We start from the raw sequence: 17,189 nt of genomic DNA, 5'->3' as shown, positions 1-17,189 counted from the left end.
TCGCTCTTTCTTCGCTATGTTAGCGTCAATAGCGAATTACGGTCACGGTCGTACTGCACCCACCGCTGCCTCGAGGAGGCGCCCCGATGACGAAGAATTCCGACCATCGTTGTTACGACGAAGTGTTCATCGGAGGGCAGTGGCGCAAGCCCGCCAATCCCCAACAGCTCGAAGTGATCTCGCCGCACTCCGAGGAGCCGGTCGGTCACGTCCAGGCGGCCGGCCCCGAGGACGTCGACGCCGCCGTTGTCGCCGCTCGGCACGCCTTCGACCACGGACCGTGGCCGCGGATGAGCCACGCCGATCGGATGGCCAAAGTCGAACAGCTCGCCGCGATCTACGCCCGCCACAGCGACGACATGGCCGACCTGATCACCGACGAGATGGGATCACCGCGCAGTTTCAGCCGGATGGGCCAGGGGGCGGCCGCCGCGTCGCTGATCCACCTCGCGCTGGCCGCCGCCCGCGACTTTCCGTGGACCGAACGCCGCCAGGGCGTGCTCGGCGAAGTGCACCTGCGCCGGGCCCCGGTTGGGGTGGTGGGCGCGATCGTGCCCTGGAACGTGCCCCAGTTTTTGATCATGCCCAAGCTGATCCCCGCGCTCATCGCGGGGTGCACGGTGATCGTCAAGCCCGCACCCGAAACGCCTTTGGACGCTTTGTGGTTGGCCGAGATGATCGAGCAGCTTGACCTGCCCGAGGGCGTGGTCTCGGTGCTGCCCGGCGGCACCGACGTCGGCGAGGCGCTGGTGCGCCACCCCGGCGTGGACAAGATCGCGTTCACCGGGTCCAGCGCCGTCGGGCGCCGGATCGCCGCGCTGTGCGGGGAACAACTGAAACGCGTGAGCCTGGAGCTGGGCGGCAAATCGGCGGCGATCATCCTCGACGACGCCGACATCGACAAGACCGTGGCCGGGTTGAAGAGCGCGGGCCTGATGAACAATGGCCAGGCCTGCGTCGCCCAGACCCGCATCCTGGTCAGCGACCGCAAGCACGACGAGGTCGTCGACGCCCTGGCCGGCATGATGTCAGCGCTGCACGTCGGTGACCCGGCCGATGAGGCAACGGACATCGGACCGCTTGTCGCCCAACGCCAACAGCGCCGCGTCCAGGACTACATCCAGTCCGGCCGCCGCGAAGGGGCCCGCGTCGTCCTGGGTGGCGAACAGAGCCCGTCCGAGCGCGGCTGGTACGTGCAGCCGACGCTGTTCGCCGACGCCACCAATGACATGCGCATCGCCCGGGAGGAGATTTTCGGGCCGGTGCTCACGGTGCTGCGCTACCGGGACGAGGACGACGCGATCCGCATCGCCAACGAAACCGACTACGGTCTGGCCGGTTCGGTGTGGACGTCCGACATCGGGCACGGCCTCGACGTCGCGGCCGCCGTCCGCACGGGGACCTACGGCATCAACATGTACACCCTCGACATCGGGGCACCGTTCGGCGGTTTCAAGCAATCCGGCATCGGGCGCGAGTTCGGCCCCGAGGGTCTGCACGAGTATGTCGAACTGCAGACGCTGATATGCAAAGGGCAGTTGCCACCCCTATGAGGTGCGCGGCCTCCACCGGGGGTCGCGGCCCAGGCCGGCGAGAAGCCTTGTCTGCGCGTCACTTTCGGCGGGTACGGCAAGCGGGGCCTTGAACATCGCCCCCGAGCTCAGCGTCTGGGAATCCGTCGGTAACCCGACGCAAAACCGTTCACACCACTCGGGGTCCAAGCTGTCGTCGGCCCCCGCCGCACGCGCGAGGTCCCAGGTATGCACCAGGACATCGCGGGTCAGATTCGGGATGAGCGGGTAGGCATCGAGCCGTGTCGCTACGCCCGAGGTAAAGGCCTCGGTCAGCGAGCGGTACGTCAGTCGCCAGCGCTCGAGGGGATCCTCACGCGGGCGGTCGGGCTTGAGTCCCAAGGGACGCAACAGGAGTACGTCGTGAAAGCCGATGACGTGCTCGAGCACTCCTCGGGCATCCCAGGCATCGCACGGGGATGGACGGTCCCATCTGCCGGTCGCCGCGGCAACCGCCTCACCGAACCGGCGGCACACCGCCAGGTGCAGTTCGGCGTTGTCATCCATCGCCGTGATGCGGGTCCTCGGGCACCTGCAGCGTCAGCTCGACCGGGCAGCACAGCGCGCCATGCTGATTGGTCACCTGGATTTCGAGGTCGACCAGGCAGCGCGGCGGGTCCACCGAGGTGTCCCGCCGTTTGGCCACCGCCCGCCCGCGCCCGGTCATGGTGTCGCCGGCGTACACCGACCCGGTCAGCCGCATGGAGCGCCGCATCACGCGGCTGCGCGGCCCCGCCCACTCGGTCGCGACGCGGTCGGCGAAGCCGGCGAGGTGCATCGTGTTGACGTAGATCGTCGGATTCCCTTGAGCTTGAGCGTAATCCGGGTCGAAGTGGCCGGGGAAGTAGTCCCACGTCGCTCCGGCGTTCTCCACCACGCGCTGGTAGCTGATGTGGTCAACCACCTCGGGCAGCTCGACCGGGACGGTGATCCGGTCGAAGTCCAGGCCGTCGCCGGTCACGAGGGCGGCCCGGGGGTGAAGCGGAACAGGGTGTTGCGGGAGGTGGCGACCACGGCGCCGTCCTGGCGGCGATAGGTCTCCAGCGTCTCGACGAAATGGCCGACGCCCAGCCTGGTCCGCTTTTCCGGCGACACCGACACCAGCTCGTCGACGACGGTCAGGACGTCGCCTTCCACGATGGGTTGGGGAAACTCAACCTCGTTGGCCGCGTTGATGAATGTGGTGCCCGGTAGCGGCACCCGCAGGGCGATCAATGAACCGGACCTCCTCCCTCCGGGCTGCCAGGGCGGCGTGATCAACCAGCCCATCAGCAAAGCGGGTGGCGCGAGCAGGCCTCCCCATTGCCGACGAGCGAACTCGGAATCCCAATAGGAACGGTTCCCGTCGCGGACCATCGCGGCGAACAATTGGATGCGTGCGGCGCTGACCGCGGTGGCCGCGGTGCGGGGTTCGCTTTTCGTGCCGACCATCCGCAACGCATCCTCGTAGGTGCCGAAGGCCAGCCGCTGACTGAAATCCTGGTCCACGTATCGATGCCGCTCACATGACGAGCGGATGCCGGCTCGGGACCGAATCCCACTGCAACGTACGGGATGTGAAGTACCATCCGCCGCGCTCGTAGACCAGTGTGTCGTGGAAGACCCCGGTGGCCCGCAGCGCGGTGTCCTCGAACATCGCGGCGAAAAGCACGGCGACGCAATGTTGGTCGGCGTTGACCCCGTCGACGGCGATCTCGTGGTCGACCGTGATCAACCGTTGCCCGTCGCCGCCGTCGAAGGCCGCGCGCAGATCGGTGAACGCCTCGCCGTCACGGGTATAGCTGGCGCCGGAATGGCGGAAGGTGGCGATCCAGCGCTCGCGGTCGCCCTCCGAATAGGCGCGATTGTGCCGGGCGTTCAGGTTGAGGATGGCGGCGCGGCCGGTGGCGGCATGGAGCAGCTGCTGTTCCTGATAGGTCATGGTCATTGTGCTTCGCAGCCTCTCTCACAGTGACGGGCAACGTTACCGGGCAACGATATACCCCTCTTTTTCCCGATCCCATGCGCCCGGACTCACGCCCCGGTTGCGCAACAGGTCTTTGCGGATGCGGCCGATGATGTTCTTTGGCAGTTCGTCCACCGTCTCGACGTATCGCGGCACGCAGAAGTACGGCATCCGGGCCGCGCAGAAGTCGAGCAACTCGGCGCAGTCCAGTGTGGCCCCGGGACGCAGGGTCACGGCTACCAGGATGTCGTCTTCGCCCAGCTCGCTGGGGACTCCGACGGCCGCTGCTTCGGCGACGGCGGGGTGACGCATGACGACGGTCTCCACTTCGACCGATGAGACGTTTTCGCCCCGCCTGCGCAACGAGTCTTTGACGCGGTCCACATAGGTCAGGTTCTGATCGGCATCGAGCCGGCCCAGGTCACCGGTGCGAAACCACTCCGGGTGCGGGTCCACCCGCATCCCCTGGCCCACATAGCCTTCGCTCATTACGTGGGCCCGCTTCGGCCGGCACGCGATCTCTCCGACGGCGCCGGCCGGTAGCGGATCGCCGCGCTCGTCGATGATGCGCACGTCGAAATCGGGGTTGGGCCGGCCCGAGGTTCCGGGTACACCCTCGTCGGCCACGGCCTTGAGGGCGATCGGGAACGCCTCGGTCAATCCGTACATCGTGACGATGCGGCAGCCGTAACGCTTTTCGATGTCACGGTAGGAGGCCGCGTCGATGGGCGCGGCGGAGATGAACCGGAGCGGCAGCTGCGCGTCCCGCGTATCGGCGGGCAGGTTTTGCAGCATCGAGACCATCGCGCCGGCGCCGGCGAAACCGACGGCGCCGTGGGCGCGGATCTCATCCCACACCTGCGCCGGGTGAAAGGCTTTCGCCAACACGGTGGTTCCACCGACCAGCATCGGTGCCAGCACGCTGGGCGCCGCACTCAGATGGAAGAGCGGCATCGCCGTCCACAGCACCTCCCCCGCGCCGAACTCCCACGCCGAAGCGACGGTCGCCGCCACCGAGAACAGGTAATGCCACGTCGTGGCAACCGCTTTGGAGGGCCCGGTCGTGCCCGAGGTGTAGAACAGCACGCCCACGTCCGCCGCGCCGGCGGGGCTGTCGCCCACCGGGTGAACCGGCGTGCTACTCAACGCCTCGGTGAGCGAAACATCCAGCACCACAACGTCGGTCGCCGCATTCAGTCCGCCCGCGACCTCGTCGACGCGGGGCCGCCGCTCAGCATCGGTGAGGATCACCTTGGCGCATGACAGCCGAAGGGTGTGCAGCAAAAACTCACCCTTGTTCGCGGCATTGATGGCAGCGCTGACCGCGCCGATGCGCGCCGCGCCCAACCAGAAGTAGACCCATTCCGGGCAGGTGGCGGTGAACAACGCCACGCAGTCGCCGCGGCCGACGCCCAAGCCGGACAGTATGTTTGCCGCCGCGCGGGACCGCCGCCGCATCTGCTCGAAGGTCACGTCGACACCGGCGATCGACATCATCACCCGGTCGGGATGCTGCTCGGCCCGCCGATCCAGCACAGCCGGCACGGTGAAACCGTCGACACCGAAATCGGCGGGACCGGGCATCAGGGTTTCATCAGGCTTTCGCGGCCGCCGGGTCCGGCGCGCCGTCGGCGGTGTAGCCGAAATCGGACGGCGACGGTTGCGTTCCCGGGTAGAAGCGGTGCGCCCAGCGGCGAAGGGCCGCGTAATCGTGCGCCTCCTCGGGAGCCAGATTCGGCTTCTCGAGATACTTCATGTTCTCCCAGGTGAAGAAGTCCTGCTTGATGACTTCTTGCTGCAGCGCGAGGAACCGGGCGGCGCGTCCGGTCGGCACGTCACCGGTGTCGCCCGGCTCACGAACGGAGGCCTGCGTGTAGAAGTAGTCTGTGTAGTCCTCGTCGACCGGCGTCTGTCCGGTGACCTGAACGGTGGCCACCAGCTCGCTGGGGAATCGCACCACGCCCAGCCCCAGCGAGTAGTTGTCGTAGATGATCTTGGCGTCGACCGGCCCGTTCGGGGTCAGCCAGGTCTGCGCCCGGCCCCCGCCGAAATGGGCGTTGACCGTGGCGTGTAGGTGGTAGCCGGACACCTCGAACGACGCGGTGGTGGCGGGATTGGCGGCCTTGTGCACGTACTGAACGTGGTACGGGTCGGCGGCGTTCTCGATGATCATCTGCGGGTGCACCTTGACCCGGTTGAGCATCTGGGTGTGCGGGTGCAGGGGGTAGTACTCGTTGGTCTCCAGCTCGGGCAACACCGGCGGCTGCCAGTACGGCGCCCGACCGTGCCGCTCGTGCCAGGCCAGCACGAAGCCGTACCACTCCATGCTCGGATAGGTCCGGATGCGGACGTTGTTCTTGCAGCCGATCTTGCTGTAGGGAATCAGCGCGTTGCTGCCGTCACCGCGCCATTGCCAACCGTGCCAAGGACAGACGATGTTCTCGCCCTCCACGGTGCCGCCGACGGCGAGGTTGGCGCCGAGGTGCTGGCAGTAGGCGTCCATCACATGAACCTGGCCCGACTCGGTGCGAAAGAGCACCAGCTCCTCACCGAAGTAGTGCGCGCGCTTGACCTGACCGGGAGCCAGGTCGGAGCCGAAGGCGACGATGAACCAGCCCGTCGGGAAACGGTAGGTCGACAGGGCGATGCCGGCCTGCCCGAACTCTCGTTCTGAGGGGTCCTCGGCCGACTCCGGGGCCGGGTCCGAAACTGTACGCGTCACGAGCACTCCAGTTCGACGACTAGCTCTATTTTTACTATCTTAGGCATAGAACGTCAACGCGGCGCTCACCGGTTCCCGGTGCGTCGCCGCAGAATGGGGCCCGGCGATGACGGCTGCAGCGGTCGACCTGTCCGATCTGTCTTTGTGGTGCAACGGCTTTCCCGACGACCTGTTCGCCGAGCTGCGACGCAGCAGCCCACTGTTCCGGCACGAGCTGACGCCGGGAGTGGCCCAGACCGTGCACCGCGATTTCTGGATGGCGACCAAACACCGGCACGCGGTCCGCCTGCACCGCGACACCGAGTCGTTCACCGCGGCCGACGGCCCGCTCATCCAGCCGGTCGCCATGTTCTCGTCGTTCCCGACGATCATCACGTTGGACCCGCCGGAGCTGAACAGACGCCGCAAACTCATCTCCAACGCGTTCAATCCGCGCGCCATAGCCAAACTCGAGGAGGGGATCCGCGCGCGTGCCGCACGGATGATCGACGACTTGCTGGCCGCGGGCGGCGGGGACTGGATCGAGGACGTCGCCGACGCGTTGCCGATGTCGGTGATCGGCGACATCATCGGCATCCCGGACGAGGATCGGCCGCGAATCTTCGGCATCTTCGACCAGATCCTCAAAGCGCTTGCGCCCGAAGCACACCCGAGCGGGCGGGTAGAACTCGATCTCTTCGCTTCGGTGTTCAGGTACGCGATGGAGCTCACGGCCGAAAAGCGGCGCAATCCCACCGACGACATCTGGAGCACGCTCGCGACTGCGGTGATCACCGGCGAGGACGGCGAGCGATTCAGCTTGCCCGAGAACGAGCTCGAGTTCTTCTTCTTCGTGCTGGCGTTCGCCGGCAGCGACACCACCAAGAACGCGTTGGCCATCGGGCTGCAGGCGTTCGTGCGCAATCCACAGCAAATCGAGCGGTATCGCGCGCAGGAAGCGTTGCGGCCCGGCGCGGTCGAGGAGGTGCTGCGCTGGGCGTCGCCGGTGGCGTACTGGACGCGCACCGCGAAGGTCGACGTCGAGATGGACGGCCAGCGCATCGCCAAGGGCGAGCGGGTGGTGTCGATGCTGCGCTCGGCCAACCGCGACGAGGAAGTCTTCGATTCACCGTTCGTCTTCGACATCGGCCGCCAGCCCAACCCGCACGTGGCGTTCGGGGGCGGCGGACCGCACCACTGCCTGGGCGCCATGCTGGCCCGTGCGGAACTGCGCGCGGTCTTCGACGAACTGCTGCTGCGCTGCGATGACATCGAAATCGGCCCGGCCAAGGCCGCCCATCCCAACCTGACCACCAACATGTCGATCTACGACGAGATGGCGATATCGCTACGCGAGCGCCGCTGAGTCTGATTGCCCGACTTCTCACTCGCGCCGTTCCGGCGCTCGCCGTCGTCGGGCGAGTCTGATTGCCCGACTTCTCACTCGCGCCGTTCCGGCGCTCGCCGTCGTCGGGCGAGTCAGTCCTCGACAAGCCGCAGCGCGGCCTTCGGGCACTGGTCCACCGCGGCGCGCACGTCGATTTCCAGCCGCGCCGGCACGGGGCCGTCCGCGATCTGCACCACGTCGGCGTCCCCCAGCTCGAACACGTCCGGCGCAAGCGATTCGCAAAAGCCGTTGGCCTCGCACAAGTTTTCGTCGACCGTCACGCGCATCAGATGCCCTCCACTTCTCTTAGAGACCCTTGGGGCGGGTCCCGATCACCCCGCTGGCCGCGAGGCGTGTCAGTTCTTCGTCGGTCAGCCCGCACCGATCGCGCAGGATCTCTTCATTGTGCTCGCCCAGCTTCGGCGGCGGCCGCAGCAGCCAGTGGTCCTGGCCGTCGAGCAGGGCGAACGGCGGGCACGGGTAGAGACCGAGGCCGGTGCTGCCATGGTGCAGCGCCTCGAAAAACCCGCGCTCGCGCAGCTGCGGATTGTCGGTGACCAGCGACGGCGATACCACCGGCGCGGCGGGAATTCCCGCACCGGCCAGGCGTTCCACCGTCGGTTCAAGGGTCTGGCGGGCGAACCACTCCGCCAGCCGGGCGTCGATCTCGTCGGCTCGTTGCCGGCGACCGGCAACGGTGGACAGCACCTCGTCCCGGCACCATGCGGGACGGTCCATCACGTCGACCAGCGCGTGCCACTGCGCGTCGTCGCGAATGGTCACGGCGATCCAATCGTCCTTGTCGCCGGCGCAGCGGTAGATGTTCTGGATCGCCGTGCCGTGACCGCGATTGCCCCGACGGCTCAGCGTCACACCGAAGACCTCGGACTCGATCGCCTGGATCGCGGTGGCGTTGAGCACCGTTTCCAGCATCGGCAACTCGACCAGCTGGCCCTTCCCGGTGCGCTCGGCGAAGCTCAGCGCGGCGAGCACGGCGAACGCGGCGTGCACACCGGCCAGCGGGTCGCAGGCCCCGCGCGGGGTCACCGGCGGGGCCTCGGGCAGCCCGGTCACCCAGGCCAAGCCCGCGATCTGCTCCATGGTGGGCGCGAAGCCGACCCGATCCCGCCACGGGCCCTCGACGCCGAACGCGGGCATCCGGGCGAACACCAGTCTGGGGTTGACCCCAAGCAGCACCTCGGCGGTGAGGCCGAAGTGCTCCATCACCCGCGGCGAGAAATTCTCGATCACGACGTCGGCGCCGGCGACCAGTTCGGCGAACAGGCGACGACCCTCCTCGGATCCCAAATCCAGTGTCACCGAACGCTTGTTGGTGTTCATCGCGTGGAACACCCAGCCGTACTCCCACCAGTCGTCCACGTCGGTGCGCATTCCGCCCGAGTAGCGGATGCCGTCGGGCCGCTGGATGGATTCGATCTTGACGACGTCGGCGCCGAACGCGGCCAGCAGGTGGGTCGCGGCGGGCCCGGCCCAGAACGCGGTCAGGTCGATGATGCGAACACCGGCCAGCGGTAACCCGTCCAGCGCCGGTTCGGATTCGGATTCGTCACGGCGCCAAGGCGATTCGTCATCGTCCTCGCCAAGTGAGGGCGTGGCACCCACGCGTGCGGGCGCGCAGGCCGACATCAACCACGGCGGGCGGGGCTGGTGAAAACCGGCGGGGTTGTGGATGAAGGCGTCGCGCTGGCGCACGTATTCCAGATCCCGGATGGTGGAGCCGTTGCCCAGCGCGGCGATCGGCAGCCGGAACAGCTGTCCGAGCTCAACGATTTCGGCGACGGTCCGTTCGGCCAGCCAGGGATGGATCTGCTCGCGGATCAGGTCGCGGTATTGCCACCGGCCGATCTGAAACCGCAGCTGTTCGATCTCCTCCAATTGCGGGCATTCGACCATCGCGGCGAAGTCGAGCCACTGCTGCCCGGTGACCATGGTGATCCCGACGTAGCCGTCCTTGGCGGGCTCGATCGACGGCACTTCGGTGGTGCGGCGGATCGGCGGGACGCGCAGCAGTTGCGAATGCAGCCATTCGCTGCTCTGCATCGCGGTGAGCGCTTCCAGCATGGACAGGTCGAGGTGCTCGCCGGGCCCGCCGCGCTCGATGCGGCGGCGCACGGCCAGCGCGCCGAACGCCGCGAACACACCGCCCATGTACTCGCCCAGATCGCCGCCGATGGAAATCGGGGGCCCGGCGGGATCGCCGCGGAAGCCGGGTGAGCCCGCCCACGCTTGCAAGGTGAACTCGCTGGCGGCGCGGTCCGCGTAGGGTCCGCTCCAGCCGAAATCGGAGATCGTCACGATGACGGCCCGCGGCGAGTGTTCCAGCAGTTGCCGCGGGTCGATCCCCATCGCCGCGGCCCGCGCCGGGCCCGCGGTGACGACGACGACGTCGGCAGCGCCCAGCGTGGCGCGAAAGCGCGCCGAATCCTCGGCGCCGGGCGCGAACGTCATGCTGCGCTTGCCCGCGTTGAGGTAGCTGAAAAAAGGAGCGGTGCCGTCTTCGGCGACCGGCGAACAGCTGGCGGTGTACCGGCGCAGCCAATCCCCTTGCGGCGGTTCGATTTTGTAGACCTGCGCGCCGGCGTCAAGCAGCAGCTTTCCGCAGTAGCTGCCCGCTATGCGGTCACTGATCTCGACGACACGCAAATCGTGTAGCGGTGTCGGCCGGCTGTCGGACCGCTCGCTCAATTGCACCCGCCCTTCCGATCGACGCGCGATCAGAGAAGCTATTTATATCATTACTGCTAAAATAGCTAAGCCAGCGAGTTGCTTTTGTTTCGAGGATCGGATGACCGCCTTGGGAATTGGCCCCGACGCCCGGCGCCGGTTGTCGGCGCCGCGGATCGCCGAAATCGTAGCCGATGAGTTGCGTCGTCAGATCATCGACGGCGACCTCGCCGATGGCGATCTGCTGCCGCGCCAAGAGGTGCTCGTCGAGCAGTTCAACGTGAGCCTGGTGTCGCTGCGCGAGGCGTTGCGGATCCTGGAGACCGAGGGGCTGGTGTCGGTGCGGCGGGGCAACCGCGGCGGTGCCGTCGTGCACGCCCCGGCGAAGACCAGCGCCGCCTACATGCTCGGCCTGTTGCTGCAGAGCGAGTCCGTTGAGGTGGCCGATCTCGGCATGGCGTTGCAGGAACTCGAGCCCGCCTGCGCGGCGCTGGCCGCCCGCCGCCCGGACCGGGCCGAGACGCTGGTGCCCGAACTCACGCGGATCAACGAGTCGATGGCCGAACACCTCGAAGACGGCCGCCGGTTCACCGAAATCGGCCGTGAATTCCATGATCTCGTCGTCCGCGGCTGCGGCAACCACACGATCATCGCGGTCGTGGGCAGCCTGGAGACGCTGTGGACCAGTCACGAACGGCAATGGGCCGACGAGAGCGCGTCGCGGGGCACCTATCCGTCGCTGGCTCAGCGCCGCGCGGTGCTCACCACCCACGTCAAGCTGACCGAGACGATCGCGGAGGGCAACGTCGACCGGGCCCGTCGTATCGCCGGACGCCACCTCGCCGACACCCAGACCTACGTGCTGTCCGGTCAGCACGATCAACGCATCTATGCGCTCTCCCCGCAGGCCTTGTCGCGGTCGCGGGACATCCGGCACTCCTGAAGGGCGGCCTGCAACGGTCATGCGAACCGCATTGGTCACCGGCGGTAGCGGCGGGATCGGAAAAGGGTGCGCCCGCAAGCTCGTTGAGCGCGGCTACGAGGTGGTGCTGTCGGCGCGCCGGGAAGATCCGTTGCGCGCCGCCGCCGAGGAGATCGGTGCGCGCCATGTGGTGGCCGACGCCTCCGATCCGATCGGATTCCCCGCCGCGATAAGCGCATTGGGGGAAATCGACCTCGTCGTCCACGCGGCGGGGGCGCTCGGCGGAACCTACGCGCGCAAGCAGACCTTCGAGCAGTGGCAGGCCATCATGTCGGCCAACCTGGATTCGTGCTTCGTGGTGACGTCCGCGGTGCTGCCCAGGATGAAGGCGGGCTCGCGGCTGGTGTTCATCTCGTCGTCGGCGGCACACGAGCCGATGCCGGCCCGCACCGCGTATTCCGCCTCAAAGGCCGGCATGAACGCGTTCGCGCGGGCCCTGGCGCTCGAAGTCGATCGCGACGGCATCAGCGTGCATATCGTCACGCCCGGCCCGGTGGCCACCGAGATGCTGCAGGACGTTCCGTTCGAGATGTACGCGATCGCGGTCTCCGACGTCGCCGAGGCGGTCGTCTGGCTGGATACCGTCGACCCGTCGGTCGATTTGCCGGAGATCCGCCTGTCCGCGGTGGAGCGCGGCCCCTACGCGCGGCCGCCGGTCGTGCCCACCGAGGCCCGCCGCCGCGCGCAACGGGGTTGACGCCTACGGCGCCGGGAACGGCTTGATCACCGATTCGCCGAACTCGTGCAACGAGTCCGGTGCGGCGAAGTCGGCGAACCAGACGTAGAACCGCTCGACCCCCTGCCGGGCCAGTCCGCTGAAGTGCCCGACCAGCTCGTGGGCATCCCCGCAGACCAGTCCGGATCCCAGGTTGCCGAATCGCCGGGTGCTCACCTCGCGCACGGTGTCGGGATCGCCGCCGGAGCGGACGAAGCCCACCATCTGCTGGATGGACAACCGGGCCCTCCCCGCGGCCGCGGCCAGCGTCGGCAGCTTGTCGAGCTGATGGGCAGGCAGATTCCACCAATCCGCGTATCTGCGAACGAGTTCCATCATCCGGGGTCCGCTGCCACCCAGGACCAGCGGTATCGGGTAGGACCGACGCGGGGCCTGCGGCGCCACCTCGGCCTCGTCCGTCCCGTCGCCCCAGTACTGCCTGAGCAGTCTCAGGTGGCGGTCGAGCTGATCGACCCGTGCTTTCGGATCCTGCTGGCCGACATCGAATCTGGCGAACTCCGCGGGCCACGACCCCGCCCCCAGACCGAGCTCGAATCGGCCGCCGGACGCCTCTGAGAGGGTGACGGCCTGTTTGGCCAGCACCGCGGGATGCCGGAAGGCGTCGCAGAGCACCAGATGCCCGATCCGCAGCCGCTCGGTCTTGGCGGCCACCCAGGTGGCGATCCCCATTGCCTCCCAGATGCTTTCGTCGGGCAGGCCGGGCGCCTCGAGGTGATCGATGAAAGCGATGCCGTCGAAACCGCTGGCCTCGGCCCGGCGCGCACGCTCGGCGATGTCGCCCGCCGACAACCGGACCTGCGGCAGGAACAGATACCACTCGGCCATGCGCCACCTATGCGTCCGACCCCGTGTCATTGACGGCAGGGCTAGTTTATTATCTTTACTATGTTAGAGGTCTTATGGATGTAGGGCTGAACTCGGAGCAGTTGTCGCTCCGCGACGCCGTACGCGACATATTACGTACGGAGTGCCCGCCTGAGGCCGCCCGCCAAGCGCTCACGGATCCGGAGCGCTGGCGCGCCCTGTGGAAGACGGTCGTGGATCTCGGGTGGACCGAGCTCGCCGCCCCCTCCGAGGAAGAGGCGGGCGACTACGGGCCGGTCGAGCTGGCCGTGGTTCTCGAGGAATGCGGTGCCGCCCTCGCCCCGATCCCCTTGCTGAGCAGCGTCGGTCTGGCCGCGGGCGTGCTGCGTGACGCCGGACTCGACTCGGTCCTGGCCGACATCGCCGGTGGAACCGTGGCGACGCTGGCCGTCCACGCGCCCGGGTCGCGCCTGCCCGGGGCGCCGATGACCCTGCGCGACGGCCGGCTGCGCGGTCGTGCGGTCGCGGTCCCCCACCTGTCGCGCGCCGAGCTGGTCGTCACCCTTGCCCGCGACGACGCCGGTGACACCGTCGCGGCGGTCGCGCGTTGCGGCGACGGTGTCACCGTGGTGCCCGCGGCTGAATCCACCGACCCCGCCGAACCGTTGGCGACGGCCGACATCGACGCCGAGCCCGTGGCCGTCGCGAGCGCCGACGTCGAGTCCGCATTGGCGGCGCCGTGGGTGGCCTGCGCCGCGGACCTGATCGGCGTCGCGAGCGCCGCGTTGCGCCGCTCGGTCGAACACGCGAAGTCGCGGCGCCAGTTCGGCCAACCGATCGGCGCATACCAGGGGATCAAACACGCGTTGGCCGACAACTACGTCGGCCTGGAACGCGCCCGCAGTCTCACCTATGCGGCCGCGGCCCGGCTCGCCGATCCGGCTGCGGCACCCGGCGACGCGTGGACCTCCGCCGCGCTCGCCAAAGCGGCGGCCGGTGACGCGGCCGCCGCCTGTGCGCGCACGGCGGTCCAGGTGCACGGCGCGCTCGGCCAGACCTGGGAGCACGACGTCCACCTCTACGTCAGGCGCGCCTGGCAGGGCGCCGCGCTGCTGGGCGACAGTCGCGCGCTCTACCACGAGGTGGGCCGCCGATTCTGCGGGGGCGCCGCGTGAGCCCCATGGTGGACGAATTCGGCGCGTGGTTGGCGGAGTTCCTGCCCGACGACTACTACGAGAAGTATCGGCAGTACCGGTGGGACCTGGGCCTGCGGCGCGATTACCAGCGGGCCGCGTTCGAGGCCGGATGGATCCAGCCGACCTGGCCCCGCGAACACGGCGGACGGTCCCTCGGTCTGCGCGACGCCATGGAGGTCCGGCTCGAGGCCGCGCTGCGCTCGGCGCCCAAACTGCCCAACATCGCCGGTCCCAACGTCGCCGCGCCCGGCATTCGTCAGTTCGGCACCGCCGCCCAGGTCGAGCGCCTGCTCGTCCCGCTGTTACGTGGTGACGAATGGTGGGCGCTGGGCATGTCCGAACCCGAAGCCGGGTCCGATTTCGCCGGACTGCGCACGCGCGCCGAACGCGACGGCGACGTGTTCCGGGTCAACGGCCACAAGATCTGGACCACCCAGGCCCACAAGTCGCGGTGGTGCACCCTGTATGCCCGCACGGATCCCGATGCGCCGAAACACCGCGGCATTTCATGCCTGATCCTGGATCTGCACGCGCCCGGGGTCAGGATCGAGCCGATCCGCATGGCCTCGATCTCCGACGAGACGTTCTGCGAGGTCTTCCTCGACGACGTCGAGGTGCCGGGCGACAACCTGCTGGGGCCGCTCAACGGCGGCTGGAATGTCGCCCTGTCGTCGCTGCAGCATGAACGCCAGATGATCTGGATCATGAACTGGGTCGAGATCAAACGCGGGCTCGAGGCGGTGCGCACCGCCGGCGCCGGGGTCTCGGGCGACGACGTCTACACCGAGCTCGGCTCGCTGATCGCCGACGCCGAAGCCCTGCGGGCCACCGGATATCGCGCGCTGGGCAACGAGCTGGCGGGGCGGCCCAGCCCAGAAGCCGACACCATGAAGCTGCTCGGATCGCTTACGTTGCAGCGTGTTTGGGAACTCAGCGCCGCCGCTGCGGGCCCGGAGTCGGCCGCCGATCCGGACCTGCTGTTCGAACGTCAGGACGCGCTGGCCGCGACCATCTACGGCGGAACGTCGGAGGTGCAGCGCAACATCATCGCCGAGCGGCTGCTCGGACTGCCGAAGGGATGACCACGATGGACTACGACCTCGGCGACGACGCCGGACAACTGCGAAGCCACCTGCGCGAGCTGGTCGCCAACCACATCCCCGCCGACTTCCTCGGCGCCTGCACCGAAAACCCGCAGGACCTCGCCACCACCGAGACGTTCTGCAAACTGCTGGCCACCGAGGGGCTGCTCGCGCTGGCGTGGCCGAAAGAGCATGGCGGCGGCGGGGGTTCGGTCTGGCAGCAGACGGTGCTGCGCGAGGAGATGTGGGCGCAACACGAGCCGCGCGGTCCGCAGTACATGGGGATCAACTGGGTCGGGCCGGCGCTGATGCGGTACGGGACCGAGGAACAGAAAGCCAAGCACCTGGCGGCCATCGCCGCCGGGGATGTCATCTGGTGCCAAGGCTTTTCGGAGCCCGAGGCCGGAACCGACCTGGTGTCGTTGCGTACCCGCGCCGTCGCCGACGGTGACGGATGGCGCATCACCGGGCAGAAGGTGTGGACCTCGTACGCGCTGATGGCGTCGTGGTGCGTGCTGGCGGCGTGCACCGACCCCGACGCCCCAAAACACAAGCGGCTCACCCTGTTTCTGATCCCGATGGACCGTCCCGGTTTCACCGTCCGGCCGATCCCGTCGATGCTGGGGCCGCACCATCTCAACGAGATGTTCCTGGACGACGTGCAGGCGTTTCCCGGCGACGTGCTCGGCGAGGTCGGCGACGGATGGCGGGTGATGCGCGAGGCGCTGGCCTTCGAGCGGGTGGGCATCGCCCGCTACGCGCGGTGCGAGTCGCTGCTCGAACGCATGCGCAGCCAGCTCGGCGACGAGTGGGACGAGCTGCCCGAGACGATTCGGACGCGGTGGGTGCGGGCGCTGGTCGACCTGCGGGTCGCCCGGCTGCTGGCCTATCGCGCCGTGTCACTGCAGGACGATCCGGCGGCGGGCGCGGCCGCCAGCGCCGCGCGCATCGTCACGACGACCCTCGATCAGCAGGTGGCCGAGCTGCTGTTCGACGTGCTGGGCCCCACGGCGCTGGACAGCGGCAGTTCCGCGCCGCTGCACGGGGCGATCGAAGACCATTGGCGTTACGCACAGGCGGCCACCGTCGCATCGGGCACCATCGAAGTGCAGAAGATGCTGGTGGCACGAGACGTGTTGGGAGGAAGCCGGTGAAAACCGATCTGCCACAAGACATCAGCGACTTCGCCGCCGTCGCGGGCAAGCGGCTCACCCGATTAGGCGGACCGCCGGCCGCGCTGCGCGCCGAGGCCGACGACTCCGTCCGGGACGCGGCCCGTGCCGCGTTGAACGAGGTGGGCGCGTTCGACCTGGACGTGCGCTCGTCCCCGGACGATCTGCTGGCCGCCGCGGTGCTGTGCCAGGCCGCCGGCGCCACGGTGCTGCCCTATCCACTTGTGGAGGAGCTGTTGTCGATCGATGGCGCGCGGCTGGCCCTGGTGAATCCGAAAGCCCCGCGCATCGACCACGGCGATTTGGCCGGCGACTGGATCGCCGCGGACCTGGACGGCAACCGGTACCGGCCGCGGCCGGCCGCGCGCACCGGCGCCAAGCTGGGGCCGTTCCTGGTTCCGGCGACCTTGGGCGCACCCGAGGGAAGCGTCGGAGCCCCCGACGTTAACCTTCATCTCGTGCTCGGATCATGGCGGATTCTGGGAGCGGTGCAGCAGTCGCTGCAGATCGTCACCGAGCACGTGCGCGCCCGGATCCAGTTCGGTAAGCCGCTCGCGGACTTTCAGGCCGTCAGGTTTGCCGTCGCGGACGCCGCCGTCGCGGTGCGCGGGCTGCACGAACTCGCGAAGTACACGATCTGCCGACCCGAATCGCTGCCGGCGCCGATCCATTCGGCCGACGCACTGGTGCTTCGGCTCAAAGCCGCCGACACCGCGCGCCAGGTGATGCGCACGTCGCACCAGTTACTCGGGGCCCTGGGTTTCTGCGACGAGTCCGACGTCAGCGTGCTCGACCGGCACACCCAGCCGCTGATCCGGTTGCCGCTGGGCACCGACGAACTCGCCCTGCGCCTGATCCCCAGCGTGTCGGACGGGTCGCTGGAGACGCTGTTCAGCGAGCCGGTATCTGCGTGAGCCGCCGCACGACG

At 68.4% G+C, this 17,189-nt stretch carries 17 protein-coding genes and 1 pseudogene; 9 read left to right on the top strand and 9 right to left on the bottom strand.

Annotated features, from left to right (window positions below):
- The first annotated feature begins 86 nt into the window (after window positions 1–86).
- Entirely contained in the window at window positions 87–1,553 is a 1,467-nt protein-coding gene (locus tag P6281_RS07380; protein ID WP_009957526.1) for an aldehyde dehydrogenase, read from the top strand.
- Here P6281_RS07380 and P6281_RS07375 read toward each other — a convergent pair.
- Genes P6281_RS07375 through P6281_RS07350 form a run of 6 tightly spaced genes read right to left on the bottom strand, consistent with a single transcriptional unit; the run spans window position 1,548 to window position 6,238 of the window.
- The gene (locus P6281_RS07375; protein ID WP_014384131.1) at window positions 1,548–2,078 is read right to left on the bottom strand and encodes a maleylpyruvate isomerase family mycothiol-dependent enzyme; all 531 of its coding nucleotides are present in this window, start codon (window positions 2,076–2,078) and stop codon (window positions 1,548–1,550) included. The genes P6281_RS07380 and P6281_RS07375 overlap by 6 nt on opposite strands.
- Window positions 2,071–2,532 carry a MaoC/PaaZ C-terminal domain-containing protein gene (locus P6281_RS07370; RefSeq protein ID WP_008255054.1) on the bottom strand — a complete coding sequence of 154 codons (462 nt, stop codon included), beginning with the start codon at window positions 2,530–2,532 and terminating at the stop codon, window positions 2,071–2,073. Before P6281_RS07370 ends, P6281_RS07375 begins: the two co-directional genes overlap by 8 nt.
- Entirely contained in the window at window positions 2,529–3,059 is a 531-nt protein-coding gene (locus P6281_RS07365) for an FAS1-like dehydratase domain-containing protein (RefSeq protein WP_008255052.1), read from the bottom strand. The genes P6281_RS07370 and P6281_RS07365 overlap by 4 nt, the downstream gene beginning before the upstream one ends.
- Before the next feature lie 13 nt (window positions 3,060–3,072).
- Window positions 3,073–3,498: a nuclear transport factor 2 family protein gene (locus P6281_RS07360; RefSeq protein ID WP_009957528.1), complete on the bottom strand. Its 426-nt coding sequence runs from the start codon at window positions 3,496–3,498 to the stop codon at window positions 3,073–3,075.
- A gap of 36 nt (window positions 3,499–3,534) precedes the next feature.
- A complete protein-coding gene (locus P6281_RS07355; protein ID WP_014384130.1) occupies window positions 3,535–5,100 on the bottom strand; it encodes an AMP-binding protein in 1,566 nt (521 codons plus the stop codon).
- Between the two features lie 10 nt (window positions 5,101–5,110).
- Window positions 5,111–6,238: an aromatic ring-hydroxylating oxygenase subunit alpha gene (locus P6281_RS07350; RefSeq protein ID WP_014382134.1), complete on the bottom strand. Its 1,128-nt coding sequence runs from the start codon at window positions 6,236–6,238 to the stop codon at window positions 5,111–5,113.
- Window positions 6,239–6,344: 106 nt separating this feature from the next.
- Here P6281_RS07350 and P6281_RS07345 point away from each other — a divergent pair, with 106 nt between their 5' ends.
- Window positions 6,345–7,583: a cytochrome P450 gene (locus P6281_RS07345; RefSeq protein ID WP_008255044.1), complete on the top strand. Its 1,239-nt coding sequence runs from the start codon at window positions 6,345–6,347 to the stop codon at window positions 7,581–7,583.
- 113 nt (window positions 7,584–7,696) lie between these two features.
- Here the strand turns inward: P6281_RS07345 and P6281_RS07340 are convergent, their stop codons facing one another.
- Window positions 7,697–7,891, bottom strand: a complete 195-nt coding sequence (locus P6281_RS07340) for a ferredoxin (protein ID WP_009957531.1) — start codon at window positions 7,889–7,891, stop codon at window positions 7,697–7,699.
- Window positions 7,892–7,910: 19 nt separating this feature from the next.
- A complete protein-coding gene (locus tag P6281_RS07335) occupies window positions 7,911–10,316 on the bottom strand; it encodes a CaiB/BaiF CoA-transferase family protein (RefSeq protein WP_202378027.1) in 2,406 nt (801 codons plus the stop codon).
- 94 nt (window positions 10,317–10,410) lie between these two features.
- On the opposite strand from P6281_RS07335, the gene P6281_RS07330 reads away from it, so the two are divergent.
- Together P6281_RS07330 and P6281_RS07325 are read left to right on the top strand one after the other, a co-directional pair.
- The gene (locus P6281_RS07330) at window positions 10,411–11,232 is read left to right on the top strand and encodes a FadR/GntR family transcriptional regulator (protein ID WP_008255038.1); all 822 of its coding nucleotides are present in this window, start codon (window positions 10,411–10,413) and stop codon (window positions 11,230–11,232) included.
- A gap of 19 nt (window positions 11,233–11,251) precedes the next feature.
- Window positions 11,252–11,968 carry an SDR family oxidoreductase gene (locus tag P6281_RS07325; protein WP_014941555.1) on the top strand — a complete coding sequence of 239 codons (717 nt, stop codon included), beginning with the start codon at window positions 11,252–11,254 and terminating at the stop codon, window positions 11,966–11,968.
- A 3-nt stretch (window positions 11,969–11,971) separates the two neighbouring features.
- On the opposite strand, the gene P6281_RS07320 is transcribed toward P6281_RS07325, so the two are convergent.
- Window positions 11,972–12,832 (bottom strand): LLM class flavin-dependent oxidoreductase, encoded by an 861-nt coding sequence (locus tag P6281_RS07320; protein ID WP_202378026.1) that lies wholly within the window; start codon window positions 12,830–12,832, stop codon window positions 11,972–11,974.
- A gap of 74 nt (window positions 12,833–12,906) precedes the next feature.
- Here P6281_RS07320 and P6281_RS07315 point away from each other — a divergent pair, with 74 nt between their 5' ends.
- The 5 genes and pseudogenes from P6281_RS07315 to P6281_RS07300 all read left to right on the top strand — a co-directional run bounded on the left by P6281_RS07315 (window position 12,907) and on the right by P6281_RS07300 (window position 17,175).
- Complete coding sequence (locus P6281_RS07315) at window positions 12,907–13,986, top strand: acyl-CoA dehydrogenase family protein (protein WP_202321000.1); 1,080 nt, start codon at window positions 12,907–12,909, stop codon at window positions 13,984–13,986.
- A gap of 5 nt (window positions 13,987–13,991) precedes the next feature.
- Window positions 13,992–14,606: pseudogene (locus P6281_RS26140) on the top strand (acyl-CoA dehydrogenase family protein); the annotation flags it as partial.
- 15 nt (window positions 14,607–14,621) lie between these two features.
- Window positions 14,622–15,089 carry an acyl-CoA dehydrogenase family protein gene (locus P6281_RS26135; protein WP_442757122.1) on the top strand — a complete coding sequence of 156 codons (468 nt, stop codon included), beginning with the start codon at window positions 14,622–14,624 and terminating at the stop codon, window positions 15,087–15,089.
- Entirely contained in the window at window positions 15,086–16,243 is a 1,158-nt protein-coding gene (locus P6281_RS07305) for an acyl-CoA dehydrogenase family protein (protein WP_009957675.1), read from the top strand. The genes P6281_RS26135 and P6281_RS07305 overlap by 4 nt, the downstream gene beginning before the upstream one ends.
- On the top strand, window positions 16,240–17,175 hold the full coding sequence (locus P6281_RS07300; protein ID WP_008255026.1) for an acyl-CoA dehydrogenase family protein: 936 nt from the start codon (window positions 16,240–16,242) through the stop codon (window positions 17,173–17,175). Before P6281_RS07305 ends, P6281_RS07300 begins: the two co-directional genes overlap by 4 nt.
- Window positions 17,176–17,189: the final 14 nt, after the last annotated feature.

Source organism: Mycobacterium sp. 5-140-3-2 (assembly GCF_035666375.1).
GTDB lineage: Bacteria > Actinomycetota > Actinomycetes > Mycobacteriales > Mycobacteriaceae > Mycobacterium > Mycobacterium intracellulare.
Note: the sequence above shows the minus strand (reverse complement) of the source record. Positions and strands in the feature narration are given on the sequence as shown.